Origin of the sequence: Streptomyces sp. NPDC127106, assembly GCF_042677605.1 — a bacterium.
GTDB lineage: Bacteria > Actinomycetota > Actinomycetes > Streptomycetales > Streptomycetaceae > Streptomyces.
The window spans coordinates 328,230-345,369 of record NZ_JBHXTC010000002.1; the positions used below are offsets into that span (position 1 = coordinate 328,230).

Consider the following 17,140-nt stretch of genomic DNA (forward strand, 5'->3'; position numbering starts at 1 on the left):
CCGGGCGTGGTTCTCGCGGGGGTGTGTTTCTACCCCCCCCGCCCGGGGACTGGACTTCCGGGAGGCGGCCCCCGGAGCCCTGCCCCAGGCGCTGACGGAGGACGCGGACGGCCGACCGTTCCTGATCCTGGCGGACGTCCGGGGTCGCGGGTCCGCCGAGGTCGCCGACTGGGCGAAGACCCTGCACGCCCACACCTCCTTGCCGGAGGGCGGAGTGCCCCATCGGACGGCCGTCCTCCTGGTCGACCCGGCCGAGCTCGGTCAGAAGGACGAACTCATCACCTGCGTGGTGCGTCCCGAACGGTGGACCGCGGACGGTCTGCGCGCCTGGCCGGAGTGCCCGTTCGACACCCCGGACAAGCGGCGGCGGGTCATCGAACTCACCGGTGGCTGGCCCCACCTGCTGGAGCGGACCGTGCACCGCATCACCTGGGAGGGCTCCACGCTCGAAGCGGCGCTGGAGGACGCCCGGGACTTCATCGGGCGGCGCGACTTCGCACGCGTGCACCTGGAGCGGGTCGGGCTCGACACCCGTCTGACAGAGGTGCTGACCGAGTGGAGCCAGTACGTGGAACCGGGCGAGGGATGCGCCTACGCCGACATCGCGTCGGTCACCGGGATGCGGATCGAGGAAGTCGGATCGCTCGTGGGCCGGCTGCTCGACCACGGTGTGCTGGACGACGGACCGGAGGGCTGCTCGCTGGACCGGATCACCTTCCGGGCACTCCAGGTCCTGTCGGAACCCTCGTGACGCCCGTGTCCCACGCGCCCTCCGGGACCCCGGTGACCACGCTGCCCGGAGTGCGGTTGTGGATGCGGCGGCTGCTGGGTGACCTCCGGTCGGGAAGGAGCTGCCTCTGCCTGTTCCCGCAGGCCCGGTCGACCGGTGCACCGGCCGCTGCCGAAGCCCTGCTGGACGAGTTGCTCCACGAACTGGCCGACTTCGTCCTCGTACCCGCATCCGGCGACGGTACGGCGGCGGGAAGCCTTACCCCGGCCCCACCGCCTCCCGCGCCCTCGGACCCGTGGGGCGGCACGGACCCGATCCTGGACTACGACGACGGGCTGTCCGCCTTCTCGGCCGTGCGGACGAGGAGCGCGGCGGTTCCGCGGTCCCGCGCGGCCCCGGCACCGGACGTCCAGCGGGAGGAGCCCGGCTTCCACGCCCTGGCCGACCGGATCGTCAAGGAACTCGGCGACTCGGCCTCCGACCAGGACCGGGGGCACACGGGGATCGAGGGACTCCTCGAAAGGCTCACCGCCGCTCCGGACGGCCCCGCCGCGACCCGGGTGATCGTGGTGCGCGGTTGGCAGGAACCGGCTCCGACCGCTGCGACCGACCTGCTTCGGCGGCTGTCCGCCACGGTCAAGGCGGCCGGCCTGCCTCCGGGACGACGCCCGCGGCTGCTGGTGCTGGCCGCGTCAACGGGGCTGCCCGTGGAACTGCCGGAGCAGATCGCACGCGAGGACGTCGGGGTGCACTGGTGGTGGGGTGCCCTCGGCCGGCTGGACACCGCCACCGTGGTGGCCATGGCCCGGCCCCGCCCGTCCGGTCCGGCCGCCCGACACCAGCTCCTCGAAGCGGTGGCACAGGCCACCGTGGTCGAAGTGTGCGGTCCCTTCCTCGACCTGGCCGAGCAACTGGCGGTCGAGTGGGACGGACTCCCGGACGGCCTTCCCGCGCAGTTGCGGCGGCTCACGGCCGGACCGGTACCCGACCGGATCCCCGTGCCCGGCCCGCGCAGGACGGAGCCGACCTCAGCCCTGCTCCATCCGAACGCCTCCCTGCGCCACGAATGGAACGCGGGCACGCTCGACAGGTGGGACGGGCGGCTGCGCCGCCGCCCCGACGGCGGTGCCGAACAGGAGCACAGCGTGCGCACCCGTGTCTGGCTGGCCCAGAACCACGCCCTGTTGCCCCTGCTCGACGAGGCCCGTGAGCAGTTCACCGAGGTGATCCGGGTCCGGTCACGCCTCCCCGGGACCGAACTCGCCGCGCTCTACGGCCGGCGGGCCGAAATGGAACTCGGAGCGATGTGGCGCGCCCACGTGCAGGGCCACGTACGGCTGACCCAGCCGGAGGCCGACCGGCTACGTACCCTGTGGACGTCCCGCAACAAACTCGCCCACCGCACCGCACTCGACAACACCGCCCTGGAGTCCCTGGTGCACGTACTGTGCTCCTGAGGTCACGAAGAGCCACATGCACGGGGCCGCGTTCCGAGCGCGTGGGCCCCGCGGAGCCCCCCCACGACCGCGTGAGCGACGGGTCACCCTGTGCGCGCGGGGCCGCCCGGGCCGGAGCATGCCGGAGCGTGCCGGAGCGGTTGCGGGCGATCGCACATACGATGGGCGGGAGCCGGCGCGGGCAGCCCGCCGGGCCGGCCGTCCGGAGCATGCAGGGCGGAACAGCATGGCACAGGCCACTGACGCAGCGCGGACCGTCATCCTGACGGTGGACGACGACCCGGGAGTCTCCCGCGCCATAGCCCGCGACCTGCGGCGCCGCTACGGCGGCGGGTACCGGATCGTACGGGCCGAGTCGGGCGGGTCGGCCTTGGAGGCGCTGCGCGAGCTGAAGCTGCGGGGCGACCTGGTGGCCGTGATCCTCGCCGACTACCGCATGCCGCAGATGAACGGCATCGAGTTCCTCGAACAGGCCCTGGGCGTGTACCCGGGGGCGCGGCGGGTGCTGCTGACCGCGTACGCCGACACCAATGCGGCCATCGACGCGATCAACGTCGTCGACCTCGACCACTACCTGCTCAAGCCGTGGGATCCGCCGGAGGAGAAGCTCTACCCCGTGCTGGACGACCTCCTCGCCGCCTGGCGCTCCAGCGACTACCGGCCGGTACCCGCCACCAAGGTGGTAGGGCACCGCTGGTCGGCCCGTTCGTCGCGGGTGCGCGAGTTCCTGGCCCGCAACCAGGTGCCGTACCGCTGGTACTCGTCCGACGAGCCCGAGGGACGGCGGCTGCTGGAGGCGGCCGGGGCCGACGACCTGCGGCTGCCCCTGGTGGTCACGCCGGACGGCACCGCGCTGATCGAGCCGGAGGCGCCCGAACTGGCCGCCCGCGTGGGACTCGCGACCACGCCGGAAGCCGAGTTCTACGACCTCGTCGTCATCGGCGGCGGCCCGGCCGGGCTCGGCTCGGCCGTGTACGGGGCCTCCGAGGGGCTGCGGACCGTACTGGTCGAGCGGTCGGCGACCGGTGGGCAGGCCGGCCAGAGCTCCCGCATCGAGAACTACCTCGGCTTCCCGGACGGCGTGTCCGGTGCACAGCTCACGGATCGCGCCCGCCGCCAGGCGAGCCGCTTCGGTGCCGAGATCCTCACCGCGCGCGAGGTCACGGGGTTGGAGGTCAACGGCGCGGCACGCGTCGTGCGCTTCTCCGACGGCTCGGCGGTCGCCGCACACAGCGTCATCCTGGCGACCGGCGTGTCGTACCGGCAGCTGGGGGCGCCGGGCTGCGACGACCTGACGGGCCGCGGGGTGTACTACGGCTCCTCCCTCACCGAGGCCTCGTCCTGCGAGGGCCAGGACGTGTACGTCGTCGGCGGCGCGAACTCCGCCGGGCAGGCGGCGGTGTACCTGGCGCGGGGGGCGAAGTCGGTGACGCTGCTGGTGCGCGGGGAGTCCCTGACGGCGTCGATGTCGCACTACCTGATCCAGCAGATCGAGGAGGCGCCCAACATCACCGTGCGGTCCCGGACCGTGGTGGAGGCGGCGCACGGCGAGGAGCACCTGGAGCGGCTGACCCTGCGGGACGCCGCGACGGGCACCACCGAAGTCGTCGACTGCCAGTGGATGTTCGTCTTCATCGGTGCGGCCCCGCTCACCGACTGGCTGGAGGGGACGGTGTTGCGGGACGGGGACGGCTTCATCCTGGCCGGCCCGGACCTCACGCCGGACGGTCGCCCGCCGGCCGAATGGGAACTGGACCGGCAGCCCTACCACTTGGAGACCAACGTTCCCGGCGTGTTCGTGGCGGGCGACGCGCGCGCCCAGTCCGCGAAGCGCGTCGCGTCCGCCGTGGGTGAGGGCGCCATGGCCGTGATGCTCGTCCACCGCTACCTGGAGCAGTCATGAGCGGGCAGTCATGAACGCGCGGGCCATGTCCTGCGACCCGCACGAGATCGGCTCGCTGTTCCTGTTCGAGAAGCTCTCCCCGGAACAGCTCGGCCGACTGTGCACCGAGGGACGGGTGGAACGGTTCGACCCCGGTCCGGTGTACACCGAGGGCGACCCGGCCACCTGCTTCTACGTGATGATCGAGGGCACGGTCGTGCTGTACCGGCGGGTCGGCGGCGACGACGTGGAGGTCAGCCGCACCTCGCAGCGCGGGGTGTACGCGGGTGCCATGCAGGCGTACCTGGGCGACCGGGTGCCGCAGACCTACGTCAACTCCATGCGGGTGACCGAGCCCAGCCGCTTCTTCGTCCTGTCGGCGCAGGCGTTCGCGGACATCATGCAGGAGTGGTTCCCGATGGCGGCGCACCTGCTGGAGGGGCTCTTCTTCGGCGCCAAGAACACCCAGCGGGCCATCGGGCACCGGGAACGCCTGCTGGCGCTCGGCTCGCTGTCCGCCGGGCTCACCCACGAACTCAACAACCCTGCGGCGGCCGCAGTCCGCGCCACCGCGGCACTGCGCGAGCGGGTCGGCAAGATGCGGCACAAACTGGCGGTCATCGCCCAGGGCCCCTACTCCCGGGAGGCCCTCGCCGACCTCATCGAGATCCAGGAACGCACCGCCGAACGGGTCGCCAAGGCCCCGGCGCTGAGCCCCCTGGAAGCCTCCGACCGGGAGGACGAGCTCGCCGACTGGCTCGACGACCACGGCATCCCCGAGGGGTGGCGGATCGCACCCACGTTCGTCCAGGCCGGGCTGGACACGGACTGGCTGGAGCAGGTCGCGGCGACCGTGGCCGAGGACATCCTGCCGGGGGCGATCGGCTGGCTCAACTACACGGTCGAGACCGAGCTGCTGATGGACGAGATCGACGACTCCGCCACCCGCATCTCCCACCTGGTGGACGCGGCCAAGCAGTACGCGCAGCTCGACCGCGCCCCGCACCGCGACGTCGACGTCCACGAACTCCTCGACAGCACCCTGCTGATGCTGTCCGGCAAGATCGGCCCGCGGGTGCGGGTGGTCAAGGACTACGACCGGTCCCTCCCCGAGGTACCGGCCTACCCGGCGGAGCTCAACCAGGTGTGGACCAACCTCATCGACAACGCGGTGGCCGCCATCGGGAGCACCGGCGGCGGCGACGGCACCCTGACGGTCCGCACGGCCCGGGAGGGCGACCGGTTGCTGGTGGAGTTCCGCGACACCGGTCCCGGGATCCCCGAGGACATCCGCAGCCGCATCTTCGACCCCTTCTTCACCACCAAGCCGGTCGGTGAGGGCACCGGTCTCGGCCTCGACATCTCCTGGCGGATCGTCGTCAACAAGCACCACGGCAGCCTCCAGGTCGAGTCCGTCCCCGGCGACACCCGGTTCCAGGTGCTGCTGCCGCTCACCGCCCCCGAAACCGAAACCGAGACCGAGACCGAGACCGAGACCGAAGCCGAGTCCGAAACCGAGACCGCCGAGGAGCCGGTATGACCGAGATCAACGGGATCGACCCGAGCGTGCCGCCCAGTGGCAGCGGCTGCGCAGAGTGCGACGCGGTGGGCGGTTGGTGGTTCCACCTGCGGCGCTGCGCCCAGTGCGGCCACATCGGCTGCTGCGACTCCTCGCCGGGCCGCCACGCCACCGCCCACTGGAAGTCCACCGGACATCCCCTGGTGCAGAGCTTCGAGCCGGGCGAGCAGTGGTACTGGGACTACACCGCCGGCACCCTGTACGAGTCCGGACCCGAACTGGCCCCGCCGGCCGACCACCCGGCCGACCAGCCCGCCCCGGGACCTGCCGACCGGGTCCCGCAGGACTGGGCGAACCTGCTCCACCGCTGAGGGCCCGGGCCCGGCCCCGACAGCAGGTCCCGGTCGCCCCCGTCCCTGGGCGGCAGGCCCACTGTTCGTGTGCGCGGCCCTGGCCACGAGACGGCCGCCGCCCGACGGCTGCCCGGTTCAGCTCGGTGCGCTCCTGGATCCACAGCTGGTAGGTCTCCCGGTCCACCCCCGCACGCCGGGTCACCTGCTCCCAGACCGAGTCCAGTCGCTGGGCCTCCTCCGGCGTGGGCCTTCGCCGCCCGGCGTCGACGAGGACGGAGACGCCGTCGAACGTGTCGCCGCCGGGCCGGCCGGGCGGAGCACCAGCAGCGGCGGGAGGTGCTTCCGGGCTGCGACGCCGCGGCACGTATTCCGTGTCCGTCAACAGGCGGGTGCCGAACGCCGGCGAGGGTGGCACCCTCGTACGGCAGTCCGATGGCCCGTCAGGACCCGTCAGGGCAGCGGTGTGCGGTGAAGCCCGATCAGCAGGCGCCAGATCCGCCCGGCGATCTCGGCCGGGGTCGCCTCGATGAGGCCGTGCAGCCAGTCGGCGAACACCCCGGCGAAGGCGGCGGCCACGGCCGATGCGACCAGCTCGGGCTCGGGCGCGCCGGCCAGTGCACGCTCGGCCCGGCTGCGGGCGCGCAGATCGCGGTGCAGGACCCGGCCGAGTGGACCGCCGCCGCCGGGACGGAGCAACTCCCGGTAGAGCCCGGTGTGCCGGGGAAGCCGGTCGAAGAAGTCGACCAGGGCGGGTGGCGGGCTCGCCGGGTCAGGGACGCCGCGCCAGGCGTGCAGGGCGTCGACGGCCTCCCGGACGATCTCGGCGCAGGCCTCGACGGCGAGCGCCTCCAGATCGGCGTAGTGGACGTAGAACGTGGCCCGGCCGACCCCGGCCCGGCGGGCCAGGGCGGCCACGCTCACTTTGTCCAACGGGCCGCTCGCGCACTCTTCCAGCAGGGCCTGGCGCAGCTTGGCGCGGGTCCGTTCGGTTCGGGGGTCCTCCGGCACGACGGTCACCCGGCCAGCAGAACCGCGGCGAGCGCCAGGGCGCCGGGCAGTGCCTGCGCGATCAGGATGCGGCGGTTGGCGGTGAAGCCGCCGTAGAGACCGGCGACCACCACGCAGACGAGGAAGAAGACCCGGACCTGGAACCCGGTCGGGGCTTCGGCGAACAGGCCCCAGACCAGGCCGCCCGCCAGGAAGCCGTTGTAGAGGCCCTGGTTGGCGGCGAGTGGGGCAGTGGCCCGGGCCAGGTCCGCGTCGAAGCCGGAGAGTTCGCGCCCGGGCGCGCGCTCCCACAGAAACATCTCCAGCACCAGGAAGTACCCGTGCAACAGGGCCACCAGGCCCACCAGCACGGTCGCAGTCGTCTCCATCGGCTTGGCCACTCCCCCGTATCGCGCAGAGCGCGAAGACTCGAACCTATTCCTGGACAGATGTCTTGAATATATGGACACCCGTCCAGGAAGTCAACGTCACGAGGCACCTCACCGAGGCGAACCCCGGCGATGCGCGGCGGCCCGGTGGTGCTTCCGGCAGCGGCCCCGGAGCGGCGACATCACCCGATTGGCCGCCTCTGGTGGGCGGAGCGCGCTCGGCACCAGTGCCTGCCTCCCCGTGTCCGGTCGTGGCGGCCCCTCCGCCCGCCGCTCACCACGTCGGCGGGTCAGGTGGGCGGGGCGGGCCTTGAGTTGCGCGGGGGCGGTGGTTGTGCCGAGTGCGCTGGGGCCAGTGGGGCGGACGGGTTCGGCTTGCGGATCCGGCCGTACCGGCGCTCACAATGAGGGCTGACAGGGTGAAACCAGGTCCGAACGGCCCTGAAGCCGTCACACGCTTTCGAGTTGCGCGGATCCCACATCCCGGCGGGAAGGGGAGAACGTGAGTTCCGAACCGCGGTCAGAGCGTCCCACGGGCCCGCCCTCCGGGCCCCTCTCCGGCCGCCCTTCCGGCCGGCCGTCAGAGCCTCCGCCCCCACCTCCGCCGTCCCGCGGCGGACCGGGCGGGCCAAGTGGCCCCGGCGGCCCCGGTGGCCCCGGTGGCCCTGGTGGCCCCGAGCGGCAGCCTGGCGAGGGGGGACACCCCTGGTGGCGGTCCGTGCCGCGGATCGCGGCGGTCACCAGCGGCATCACCGTCGCCGTCGTCCTGGCCGTCGTCCTCACTCGCCCGGCCGGCGGACCCGCCCAGGCCGGCGAGGTCATCCTGCAGCCCGCGAGCACGGCCGGGCCGGACCCGTTCACCCCGTCGACGGCGAACACGAGCAAGGCACTGCCGGCGGCCGCGCCGGTCGACCCACCCACCCAGGCCCATGCCATCCGCAGCGTGTCCGGAGCCGAACCCGGCCTGTACGGCGGGACCCGCAACAGCCCGGCCTGCGATGTGGAGCGGCAGATCCGCTACGTGACCGCCGATACGAGCAGGAACAGCGCCTTCGCCTCCTCGCTGAACATCCAGCCGTCCGCGGTCCCCGGATATCTGCGGTCGCTGACGCCCCTGCAGCTGCGCTCGGACACGCGCGTCACCAACCACGGCTACAAGAACGGCACCTCCACCAACTACCAGTCGGTGCTCCAGTCCGGCACGGCCGTCCTCGTCGACGGCAACGGCGAACCGAAGGTGCGCTGCGCCTGCGGCAACCCACTGGCCCGGGCGGTCGCCCAGAGGGGTACGCCCAAGCAGACGGGAACCACCTGGTCCGGCTATCAGCCGCAGAACGTCGTGGTCGTCAACCGCGCGCCCACGGTGATCAAGGTCTTCGTCATCCACGACGCGAAGAACGGGACCTGGATCGCCCGTCACTCGGGTGACCACGGCCGCCGCGACTCGAAGACCAGGCCGCCGTGGAGGCACTGGCCGCTGCCGCTGCCGCCGGGGAAGTCGCCGCAGACCAGGTTCCCCGCGACCCTGTCGCCGGGTACCCGGTCCCCGGCCACGCTGTCCCCGGGCACCAAGCCCCCCACGACCGCAACCCCGGGCACCAAGCCTCCGGCCACCCTGACGCCGGCCAGCAAGCCCCCCGCGTCCAAATCCCCGGCTTCGCCGCCCCCGGTGACGAAGCAGCCCGGGACCGAGTCCCCGGCACCAAAATCCCCCGCCTCTCCGCCGCCCGTGACGAAACGGCCCGAGAGCAAAACCCCGGCAGCGCCCGAGAGCCCGGCATCCGCGCCCCCGGTGACCAAACAGCCCGGGAGCGAGTCGCCGGCTGCGCCCCAGACCGCCGCGACGGTGCCGCCGCCCGCGTCCCCGGCCGAACCCGCGACGCCTGCCGCACCGGTCACGCCGGACGCACCCGTGACGGCCGATGTCCCGGTGCCCGAGAGCGTCGGGCCTGCGCCCCGGGTGACAGAGCCCGTCGGCCCCGAGCCTCCGGCGCCCCCGTCCGGGGACGAACCTCCCGGCAACCAGCCACCCGGCAACGAGCCGCCCGGGGACCAGGACCAGCCGCCTGGGGACCAGCCGCCCGGGGACCAGCCGCCCGGCAACGAGCCGCCCGGCAACGGGAACCAGCAATAGCCGCGCGCAACACCGGACGTCGGGGAGGCGGTGACCTCTCCGGCGGAGGCGCTGGTCAGTCGTCGAGCCGGCGCGTGACGGGCGGACCGCGGTGTCGTACCAGCTCCTCCCGGAGCACTGGGGGCGCGGCTGTGGCGCGAAGCCGTGGCTCTACCGCTCGACGAGGCACGGCCGTGCGCCGCAGGGGAGGCCGGCTACGGTTCCGGCGTGGTGGCTCCGATGGGCGCGGCCCGGAAGTGGTGGCCGTTGAGCAGTGCGCGGCCCAGCGGGGTGAGCGCGTGCATGACCGCGCTGCCGTGGCGGGTGGTGGTGATGAGGCCGGCCTGGCGCAGGACGGTGGCCTGCTCGCTGGCGGTGGGCGGCGACGCGGAGATCCGCTCGGCCAGCTGACCGGTGGTGCAGGGCCCCCGGCCGATCGCGTCGAGGGCGTGGGCGCGGGTGCGGCCCAGGAGGGCGGTGAGGGCCTTGTCCAGCCCGCGCTCGGGCGTGGTCAGCAGCGCGGCGGCGTCGGCGACGCTGCGGATGACGGGCACGAACAGGACGGTGGGAGCCTGGCCGTCGACCTCGCTGGTGTAGGTGGCGGGTCCGGTCCGGCTGAAGGCCGAGGGGACGAGCAGCAGGCCCCTGCCGCCCAGCTCGACGGTGCCGGTGAGCGCTCCCCGGCCGACCTCCAGCACCGGGGACCGCCAGCGGAATCCGGGCGGCAGCCCGGCGAGCATCGCCTCGACCCCGTGCTCGGCGAGGACCCGGGCGTGCGCGGCCTGCTCGGCCTGCAGCCGGGACAGGATCCGCGGCCAGTACGGCGCCACTGCGGAGCGGTGGGCGTCCTGGAGGTAGGCCAGCAGCTCCTCGCGATCCCTGCGGTCGTACGCGATGTCGCCCCATGCGGTGCCCTGCCAGGGACCCGTGCAGCGCGTGTAGCGGGCCCGGACGCCCACGGCTCCGACGAGTTCGCTGTGCACGTGGTCCGCCCGCGCCGCGCGCAGGGCTTCGAGGCCCTCCTCAAGGGTGGTGGCCGCCCCGGTGACGGTGAACAGATCCAGGTATGCCTCGTGGAAGAGGGCGGAGGCGGGGTGCGCGCGAGCGGCCGACGTCGCGTCGACCTTCCGGCGCCACGCGTCGAACAGCGCCCGCTCCTGTGTCTGCTGCAAGGTCGTCAGGGAAAGGAGCGTCTCCCCGAGCGGCCCCCAGGTCGACGCGATCCGCGTCCTGGCGAGGTCCTCGGACGTGAACACGATGCGCAGCACGGGATGACCTCCTGGCGGCCTCCTGGGCGGGGTCGGGGCTGACATCCTCCCCGCTTCCCCGGCCCGGCCCAAGAGGCCTTTGCGTCAGGCACTTCGGCCCTGGCCGAAAGGACTGGGCCCGGGCGGGGCCACGGTTGCAGGATCGTTTCCGGGGCGACACGGCACGCGCCGGGCGGGGGGTCCGGGCTGCTCGTGTCCGCCGCCCCCGGCCCCGCGCACGGCGTCCGGCGGGCCCGACCCGACGGGGGTGGGGCGGGCCCGCCGGACACCGGAAGCGGGGCCGACCGGGCCGGGCCCGCCGGACATCCCGTTCTCGGGACTGCCGTACCGGCCCCTGTCGGGCAACGCCTGACCGGGACGACGGCGGGGCGGGGGCCACCGGCCCGGCTGGAGATCCGGGGATACGACGACCCGCCCTCCGGATCCGGCCGCGCCGCCGCCGTCGCGGCCGTACGGGGCGGCGCCGCGCGATGGTGCGGCGGGCGGGCCGCGCGGCCCTCGCCCTGGTCCTCGCGCAGCCGCGGCCGCGCTCCCGGGGACGGTGCGGACAGGACTGCGTTGGTGCTCCCTGCCCCGCTGGATCATGCTTGTCTGTGGGGCCTCTGGCCGTGCAGTTTCCCGTGGGACAGCGGTAGCGGAACGAGCGAGGGCGAGTGAGCGGCGATGGAGCAACTTCCCACCTCTCCCGGTGAGCGGCCGGAGGAGCCGGACGCCTCCCCCCAGCGGGCGTACACGGCCACGGCCACCATCAACGAGCAGTGCATCGTGACGGAGTGGAGCGAGGGTGCCACCCGACTGCTCGGCTACGTGTCCTCCGAGGTCGTGGGGCTGCCCGCCGATCGGCTGCTGGCCGACGCCGTCGCCGACACGGCGCGCCGGATCACGCCCGGCCAGGAGCGGTGGAGCGGCACGGTCGGGCTGCGGCACCGGGACGGCCGGCGGCTGGAGCCGGGGCTGCTCGCGCACCGCTGGACGTCCAGCGGCGGGACCGCCAAGTGGTTCGTGGTCTCCGCCGTGCCGGGCGGGCCCGCCGCGCCCGCGGGCGAGACGCTGAAGGAGCTGAAGGAGTGGGCGTTCACCCAGTCCCCCTGCTTCCTGGCGATCTTCGATGCGGAGCTGCGGCTGGTGCGGGCGAACGACGGCATGGAGCGCACGCTGTCCCTCACCGAGGCCGAGATGCGCGGCCTGCGACTGCCGGAGATCGCCCCGGATCCCGTGAGCGACGAGACCGAGCGGCGGATGCGCCTGGTGCTGGAGACGGGCGAGGCGCAGTACGTGGACGCCTTCATCCGTCCCACCGCTACGGGTTCGGAACACGGCTGGGCGGCTTCGCTGGCCCCGTTGCGGGACCCGGACGGCCGGGTGCGGGCCGTCTGCCTGGCCGCGCACGACCGGTCCGGGACCGCAGAGGGCGTACGGGAGCACATGCACCTGCCGGGCGACGTCGCCGCCCGCATCGGCACGAGCCTGGACAGCGCCCGCACCGCGCAGGAGCTGGTCGACGTCGCCGTCCCCCGGCTCGCCGACTTCGCCGCCGTCGACCTGCTCGAACCCCTCCCGCACGGCGACGAGCCCGCCCCCAGACCGGGCGCGGGGCCGGTCACCGTCTCCCGTACCGCGGTGCGGTCGGTGCTCGAAGGTGGCCCGGAGTCCGGGGTCTCGGTCGGCGAGACGACCGTCTACCCGCCGCTGTCGCCACCCGCCGAGTGCCTGGTCGCGGGCCGCGGCGCCGTGTACGGGGCGGGCGACCCGGCCGTCGCCCGGTGGGCTGAGCAGGACGCCGGGGCCGCGTGGATCGGCGAGTACGGAACCCATTCGATGATGGTGGTGCCGCTGCGGACCGCAGACACCACGCTCGGCGTCGCCCTCTTCGGGCGTCAGCTGCACCGGGAGCCCTTCCAGCCGGAGGACCTGTGGCTGGCCGGGGAACTCGCGCAGCGGGCGGCCGCCGGCATCCACGGCGCGGGCCGGCAGCCCCGCGAGCACACCACCACCATGACCCTGCAGCGCAGTCTGCTCCCGCACACGCTGCCCGAGCAGGCGGCGCTCGAAATCGCCTCCCGCTACCTACCCGCCGGCACCGAGGCCGGGGTGGGCGGCGACTGGTTCGACGTGATCCCGCTCTCCGGTGCGCGGGTGGCCCTGGTCGTGGGCGACGTCGTCGGCCACGGCATGCGGGCGGCCGCCACCATGGGCCGGCTGCGCACCGCCGTCCGCACCCTGGCCGACGTCGACCTGCCGCCCGACGAGCTGCTCACCCACCTCGACGACCTGATCATCCACCTGTCCGCGGACGAGGGCGAACAGGACCCCGGCGGGGAGGCCGCCGGGGGCATCGGCACCACCTGCCTGTACGTGGTGTACGACCCGGTGACCCGCCGTTGCACCCTCGCCCGGGCCGGCCATCCCCCGCCGGCCGTGGTCTCCCCGGAGGGCTCCGTGTACCTGATCGACGTACCGGCCGGTCCACCGCTGGGGCTGGGGGGACTGCCCTTCGAGACGGCCGAGGCGGAGCTTCCCGAGGGCAGCATCATCGCCCTGTACACCGACGGGCTGCTCCAGGCCCGCGACCGCGACATCGACGACGCCCTGGACGGCATGCTCGCCGCGCTCTACCGGCCGGCGTCCACGCTGGACACGGTCTGCGACCGGGTGCTGACGGCTTTGCTGACCCACCCTCCCGATGACGACGTCGCCCTGCTCGTCGCCCGGACCCGGGCGCTGCACGCCGACCAGGTCGTCGTCTGGGACCTGTCCCCCGACCCGTCCGTCGTCAGCCAGGCCCGCCGGTACACCACGGACCAGCTGACGGCCTGGGGGCTGGAGGAGGCCTCGTTCGTCACCGAGCTGCTCGTCAGCGAGCTGGTCACCAATGCCATCCGGTACGGCCAGCCGCCGATCCAGCTGCGGCTGATCCACCAGAACAGCACGCTGATCTGCGAAGTCTCCGATTCGAGCAGCACCGCCCCGCACATGCGGCGGGCCCGGACCTTCGACGAGGGAGGGCGGGGGCTGCTGCTGGTCGCCCAGCTCGCCCAGCGCTGGGGCACCCGGCCCGCCCCCATCGGCAAGACCATCTGGGCCGAGCAGTCCCTCGTCGGGTTCTGAAACGAGACGGGCGGTCCCTGTGACACGCCTGTGACAGTCGACGGACAGCGCCATGACGTCGCGCGGTCAGTCTTTTGAGCAGGGACAAATACCGACATTCAGGTATAGATCCCCTGCTTCCGAGGGTGTGAGCAGTGATGACCGAACCGATTCGTCGGAGGAAATCCCATGAGCCTCACCCTGACCGCCCGGACCGCCACGACCGCCCCGACCGCCGAAGCCACCGCCGCCACACTGGCCCCGCGGGAACAGGAGGCCCTGCGCCACATCGCCTCCGGCTGCACCTACCTGCAGACGGCCCGCAACATGGGGCTCTCGAAGCACACGGTCGACGCCTACCTCCGCCGCATCCGGGCCAAGCTGGGCATCAACACCACGGCGGAGATGACCCGCCTGGCCGTCGCCATGGGACTGTGACCCCGCCGCACACGGACAACCGGGGGCCCTCCCCCACCGTTCACAGCGGCCCGCCGGACGGGCCGCGGAAGACCGGAGCGGCCCAGGCCGGAGGCTCCGGCGCCGGCTCCGCGCCCACCGCGATCCCCGGAGGCCGCGGACGCACCTGGGACCCCGGATCCGAGCGCCGGGCGGCGATCCCGGTGGCCGCGCGCAGCTCGGCCACGAATTCCAGACAGGAGTCGTAGCGGTCCTCGGGCACCTTCGCCAGAGCCTTGCCCAGGACCTCGTCGGCGGCGGCCGCGATGTCCGGGCGCTTCTCGGTCACGGGGGGCGGCGGATCGTACTGGTGGGCCCACAGCAGCGCCGCGTCCTCCTCGCGTTCGAAGGGCGGCCCGCCCGCGAGGGACTCGTAGACCACGCAGGCCAGGCTGTAGAGGTCGCACCTGCCGTCCACCGGCCGGCCGGAAATCTGCTCGGGCGCCATGTAGTCGAGCGTTCCGACGAACTCGCCGGCGGTGGTGAACCCGGTGAGCGACAGCGACTTCTTCGTCAGTCCGAAGTCCGTGAGGTAGACGTGCTCGGGGTGGTCGCTGTCGGTGCCCGCGGCGACCAGGATGTTGCCGGGTTTGACGTCCCGGTGGACGAGATCGTGGGCGTGGGCCGCGTCGAGTGCGGAGGCGACCTGGCCGGCTATGCGCAGGGCGGTCGCGACGGGGAGCGGGCCCTCCCGGTCCAGCAGGGCCCGCATGTCCAGGCCGGAGACGTACCGCATGGCGATGTAGAGGACGCCTTCGGTCTCGCCGGCTTCGTAGATCGGCACGATGTGCGGGTGGTCGATGGACGCGGCCACCCGCGACTCGTGGGTGAAGCGGCGCCGGAAGGTGTCGTCGCGGGCACGCTCCGGGGCGATCAGCTTGAGCGCGACCGTGCGGTCCAGGCGCAGGTCCTTCGCGCTGTAGACCACGGCCATCCCGCCGCGACCCAGCATGCGCTCGACCCGGTATCCCGCGATCTGCTTGCCGATCAGGCCGGAGCCCCGGCCCCCCGCGTACACGCTCAGGTTCGATGCCGTGCCCATCAGGCACCCCTCATCCGCCCGCGCGCGCAGGACCGCCGCCGGCACGGTGGTGCCGGCTCGGACGCGCGGTCGACGCGACAGGCCGCTCCTCCATACCCGAAAGTCTATCCAGTGATCCACACGCATGCCCGTTCGCACGGGCCGTACGAAGGTTCGGGCGCGGGCGGCCGCCTCCGGGCGGGGCGTACCCCGTGGGGCCTCGGGGGTACCGTGCCGCTGCGGCTCGGACGGGGAGCGGTGCGCATCGCGCGGGCAGGACCGGGGGGTAGAGCAAGGTGAGGAACGGTCAGCATCCGGACGCCGGGGGCGCCATGGGCGGCGCGGACGCGCCGGCCGCGCACTTCGAGCCGCTCGACCCAGCGCCCTGGCGACCTGGCGACCCGGCAACCGGGCGACCGGGCGACCCGGCGACCCGGCGACCCGGCGACCCGGCGACCCGGCGCATTTCATCGACGCCGACACCGACGGGCGGCGTCCCTGGCTGGCGACCGCCTACGTGCCGGGCCCCCGCTCGCCGGGGCCGTGTCGTCGCACGGTGCACTGCCGGTCGAGACCGTGCTGCTGCTCGTCGCGGCCGTCGCGGAGGCGCTCCAGGTGATCCACGGCGCCGGCAGCCCGACCTGTCCGGCGTGCCGCCGCGGCTGGTCGAGCTCGTCACCCGTTGCCTCGCCGAGGGCCCCGCAGGCCCGGCCGTCGACGGTGGCCGAGGTCATCGCCCCTGTGCCAGTCCGCAACGACGCCACGGCGCTGCGTGCCCCCGACCCCGGTCGCGGCTGCTCCGGCCCCTCCCGCTGACGCGGGACGCGCGGCACCGCCGGCAGGCCCGGGTCAACGACCCAGGGCCTGCTTCAGTTCGGCCTTGTCCATCTGGGAGCGGCCCTTGATGTTCCGCTTCTTGGCCTCGTTGTACAGCTGTTCCTTCGTCGGTCCTTCGGAGCCGCTGTGCGACCGCTGTCCACCGCGCTTGGACGAGGACATGTCCTGGAGGGAGGAACGGCTGGCGGTCTTCGACTCACCGGAGCGGGCGCGCTCCTTGTTCACCGTCCGGGCGGCGATCTCCTCGGCCCGCTTCTCGGACTCGCCGCGCTCCAGCGCGGAGTCCTTGATGTGTTCGTACTGTCGTTCTCGCTTCGGGGAAGCCCCACGAGGCATGGTGCTCTCCTTCCGTACCGTGGTGTGGTCAGGACCGTCGTGTGTGGTCAGGTCACCTTGCCGCGGCCGGTGACGAGGTCCCGTGCCCGGTCGACCAGGCCGAGGCCCGGGGCGAGCAGCTTGTTGGCGGGTGGGGTGGACGGGCTGCCCGGGTGCGGGCGGGTCGGTGCGAGCTTCTTCGCACGCCGGATGCTGTCGCCGAGGTCGTCGAGGTCCTTCTGCGGGCAGTTGTGCCGCAGGGCCGGGAAGAGGTTCTCCTCCTCGTCCTTGATGTGGGCGAGGACCTCCGTGCGCAGTTCTTCCACGCACCGGTCGAACTCGGGGCCGACCGGGTCCAGTTCCTCCAGCCGCTTGAGCATCTCCTCCACCCGGGAGTGGTCGGCGATCTCCTTGTCGGCGATCCGGTCGCCGCCGTCAAGGTGCTCGCGGACGGCCGGGTAGAGGTACTGCTCCTCCGCGACCGAGTGGCGGACGAGTTCGATGGTCAGCAGGTCGGCCATCTCCCGCCGTCGTTCGCCCTCGGTGGTGGTGCGCAGTTGCGCGAAGTAGTCCTTCACCTCGTCGTGATCGGCGGTGAGTTCCTTGACGGCGTCTCCACCGTGTCCCATGGGGTGCCTCCAATCCGGCGGTCCGGGCCGGTCGCCCGGACGCCACCGGTCGGCGCCTGCCCCGTAGCCCGCGCATCATGCCCGGGAGCCGGATGCC

General features: G+C 73.4%; 14 protein-coding genes and 1 pseudogene. 9 read left to right on the forward strand and 6 right to left on the reverse strand.

Features of this window, described 5'->3' with window-relative positions; all coding sequences use genetic code 11:
- The 5 genes from ACFVGY_RS04135 to ACFVGY_RS04155 all read left to right on the forward strand — a co-directional run.
- On the forward strand, nucleotides 1-751 hold a 751-nt coding region (locus ACFVGY_RS04135), incomplete at its 5' end, for a hypothetical protein (RefSeq protein WP_385670611.1).
- Nucleotides 752-756: 5 nt separating this feature from the next.
- Complete coding sequence (locus ACFVGY_RS04140) at nucleotides 757-2,187, forward strand: hypothetical protein (protein WP_385670614.1); 1,431 nt, start codon at nucleotides 757-759, stop codon at nucleotides 2,185-2,187.
- 226 nt (nucleotides 2,188-2,413) lie between these two features.
- On the forward strand, nucleotides 2,414-4,090 hold the full coding sequence (locus ACFVGY_RS04145) for an FAD-dependent oxidoreductase (RefSeq protein ID WP_385670617.1): 1,677 nt from the start codon (nucleotides 2,414-2,416) through the stop codon (nucleotides 4,088-4,090).
- A gap of 10 nt (nucleotides 4,091-4,100) precedes the next feature.
- Entirely contained in the window at nucleotides 4,101-5,609 is a 1,509-nt protein-coding gene (locus ACFVGY_RS04150) for an ATP-binding protein (RefSeq protein WP_385670620.1), read from the forward strand.
- Nucleotides 5,606-5,959, forward strand: a complete 354-nt coding sequence (locus tag ACFVGY_RS04155; RefSeq protein WP_385670623.1) for a UBP-type zinc finger domain-containing protein — start codon at nucleotides 5,606-5,608, stop codon at nucleotides 5,957-5,959. The genes ACFVGY_RS04150 and ACFVGY_RS04155 overlap by 4 nt, the downstream gene beginning before the upstream one ends.
- A gap of 432 nt (nucleotides 5,960-6,391) precedes the next feature.
- Here ACFVGY_RS04155 and ACFVGY_RS04160 read toward each other — a convergent pair whose 3' ends face one another.
- Together ACFVGY_RS04160 and ACFVGY_RS04165 are read right to left on the reverse strand one after the other, a co-directional pair.
- Nucleotides 6,392-6,958 (reverse strand): TetR/AcrR family transcriptional regulator, encoded by a 567-nt coding sequence (locus ACFVGY_RS04160; RefSeq protein ID WP_385670625.1) that lies wholly within the window; start codon nucleotides 6,956-6,958, stop codon nucleotides 6,392-6,394.
- A complete protein-coding gene (locus ACFVGY_RS04165) occupies nucleotides 6,955-7,317 on the reverse strand; it encodes a DUF1304 domain-containing protein (RefSeq protein ID WP_385670628.1) in 363 nt (120 codons plus the stop codon). The genes ACFVGY_RS04160 and ACFVGY_RS04165 overlap by 4 nt, the downstream gene beginning before the upstream one ends.
- A gap of 502 nt (nucleotides 7,318-7,819) precedes the next feature.
- Here ACFVGY_RS04165 and ACFVGY_RS04170 point away from each other — a divergent pair.
- A pseudogene (locus tag ACFVGY_RS04170) lies at nucleotides 7,820-9,106 on the forward strand (DUF6777 domain-containing protein); the annotation flags it as partial.
- A 539-nt stretch (nucleotides 9,107-9,645) separates the two neighbouring features.
- Here the strand turns inward: ACFVGY_RS04170 and ACFVGY_RS04175 are convergent.
- Complete coding sequence (locus ACFVGY_RS04175; RefSeq protein ID WP_385670630.1) at nucleotides 9,646-10,698, reverse strand: ArsR/SmtB family transcription factor; 1,053 nt, start codon at nucleotides 10,696-10,698, stop codon at nucleotides 9,646-9,648.
- A gap of 663 nt (nucleotides 10,699-11,361) precedes the next feature.
- Between ACFVGY_RS04175 and ACFVGY_RS04180 the strand changes: the two genes are divergently transcribed.
- Both ACFVGY_RS04180 and ACFVGY_RS04185 read left to right on the forward strand, forming a co-directional pair.
- Nucleotides 11,362-13,806, forward strand: a complete 2,445-nt coding sequence (locus ACFVGY_RS04180) for a SpoIIE family protein phosphatase (protein ID WP_385670633.1) — start codon at nucleotides 11,362-11,364, stop codon at nucleotides 13,804-13,806.
- Between the two features lie 168 nt (nucleotides 13,807-13,974).
- Nucleotides 13,975-14,223: a response regulator transcription factor gene (locus ACFVGY_RS04185; RefSeq protein WP_385670636.1), complete on the forward strand. Its 249-nt coding sequence runs from the start codon at nucleotides 13,975-13,977 to the stop codon at nucleotides 14,221-14,223.
- Nucleotides 14,224-14,263: 40 nt separating this feature from the next.
- Here ACFVGY_RS04185 and ACFVGY_RS04190 read toward each other — a convergent pair whose 3' ends face one another.
- The gene (locus ACFVGY_RS04190) at nucleotides 14,264-15,283 is read right to left on the reverse strand and encodes a serine/threonine-protein kinase (RefSeq protein WP_385670639.1); all 1,020 of its coding nucleotides are present in this window, start codon (nucleotides 15,281-15,283) and stop codon (nucleotides 14,264-14,266) included.
- Between the two features lie 522 nt (nucleotides 15,284-15,805).
- Here ACFVGY_RS04190 and ACFVGY_RS04195 point away from each other — a divergent pair.
- Entirely contained in the window at nucleotides 15,806-16,078 is a 273-nt protein-coding gene (locus ACFVGY_RS04195) for a hypothetical protein (protein ID WP_385670899.1), read from the forward strand.
- A gap of 33 nt (nucleotides 16,079-16,111) precedes the next feature.
- Here ACFVGY_RS04195 and ACFVGY_RS04200 read toward each other — a convergent pair whose 3' ends face one another.
- On the reverse strand, nucleotides 16,112-16,435 hold the full coding sequence (locus ACFVGY_RS04200) for a plasmid stabilization protein (protein ID WP_385670642.1): 324 nt from the start codon (nucleotides 16,433-16,435) through the stop codon (nucleotides 16,112-16,114).
- A 47-nt stretch (nucleotides 16,436-16,482) separates the two neighbouring features.
- Nucleotides 16,483-17,043, reverse strand: a complete 561-nt coding sequence (locus tag ACFVGY_RS04205) for a hemerythrin domain-containing protein (protein WP_385670645.1) — start codon at nucleotides 17,041-17,043, stop codon at nucleotides 16,483-16,485.
- Nucleotides 17,044-17,140: the final 97 nt, after the last annotated feature.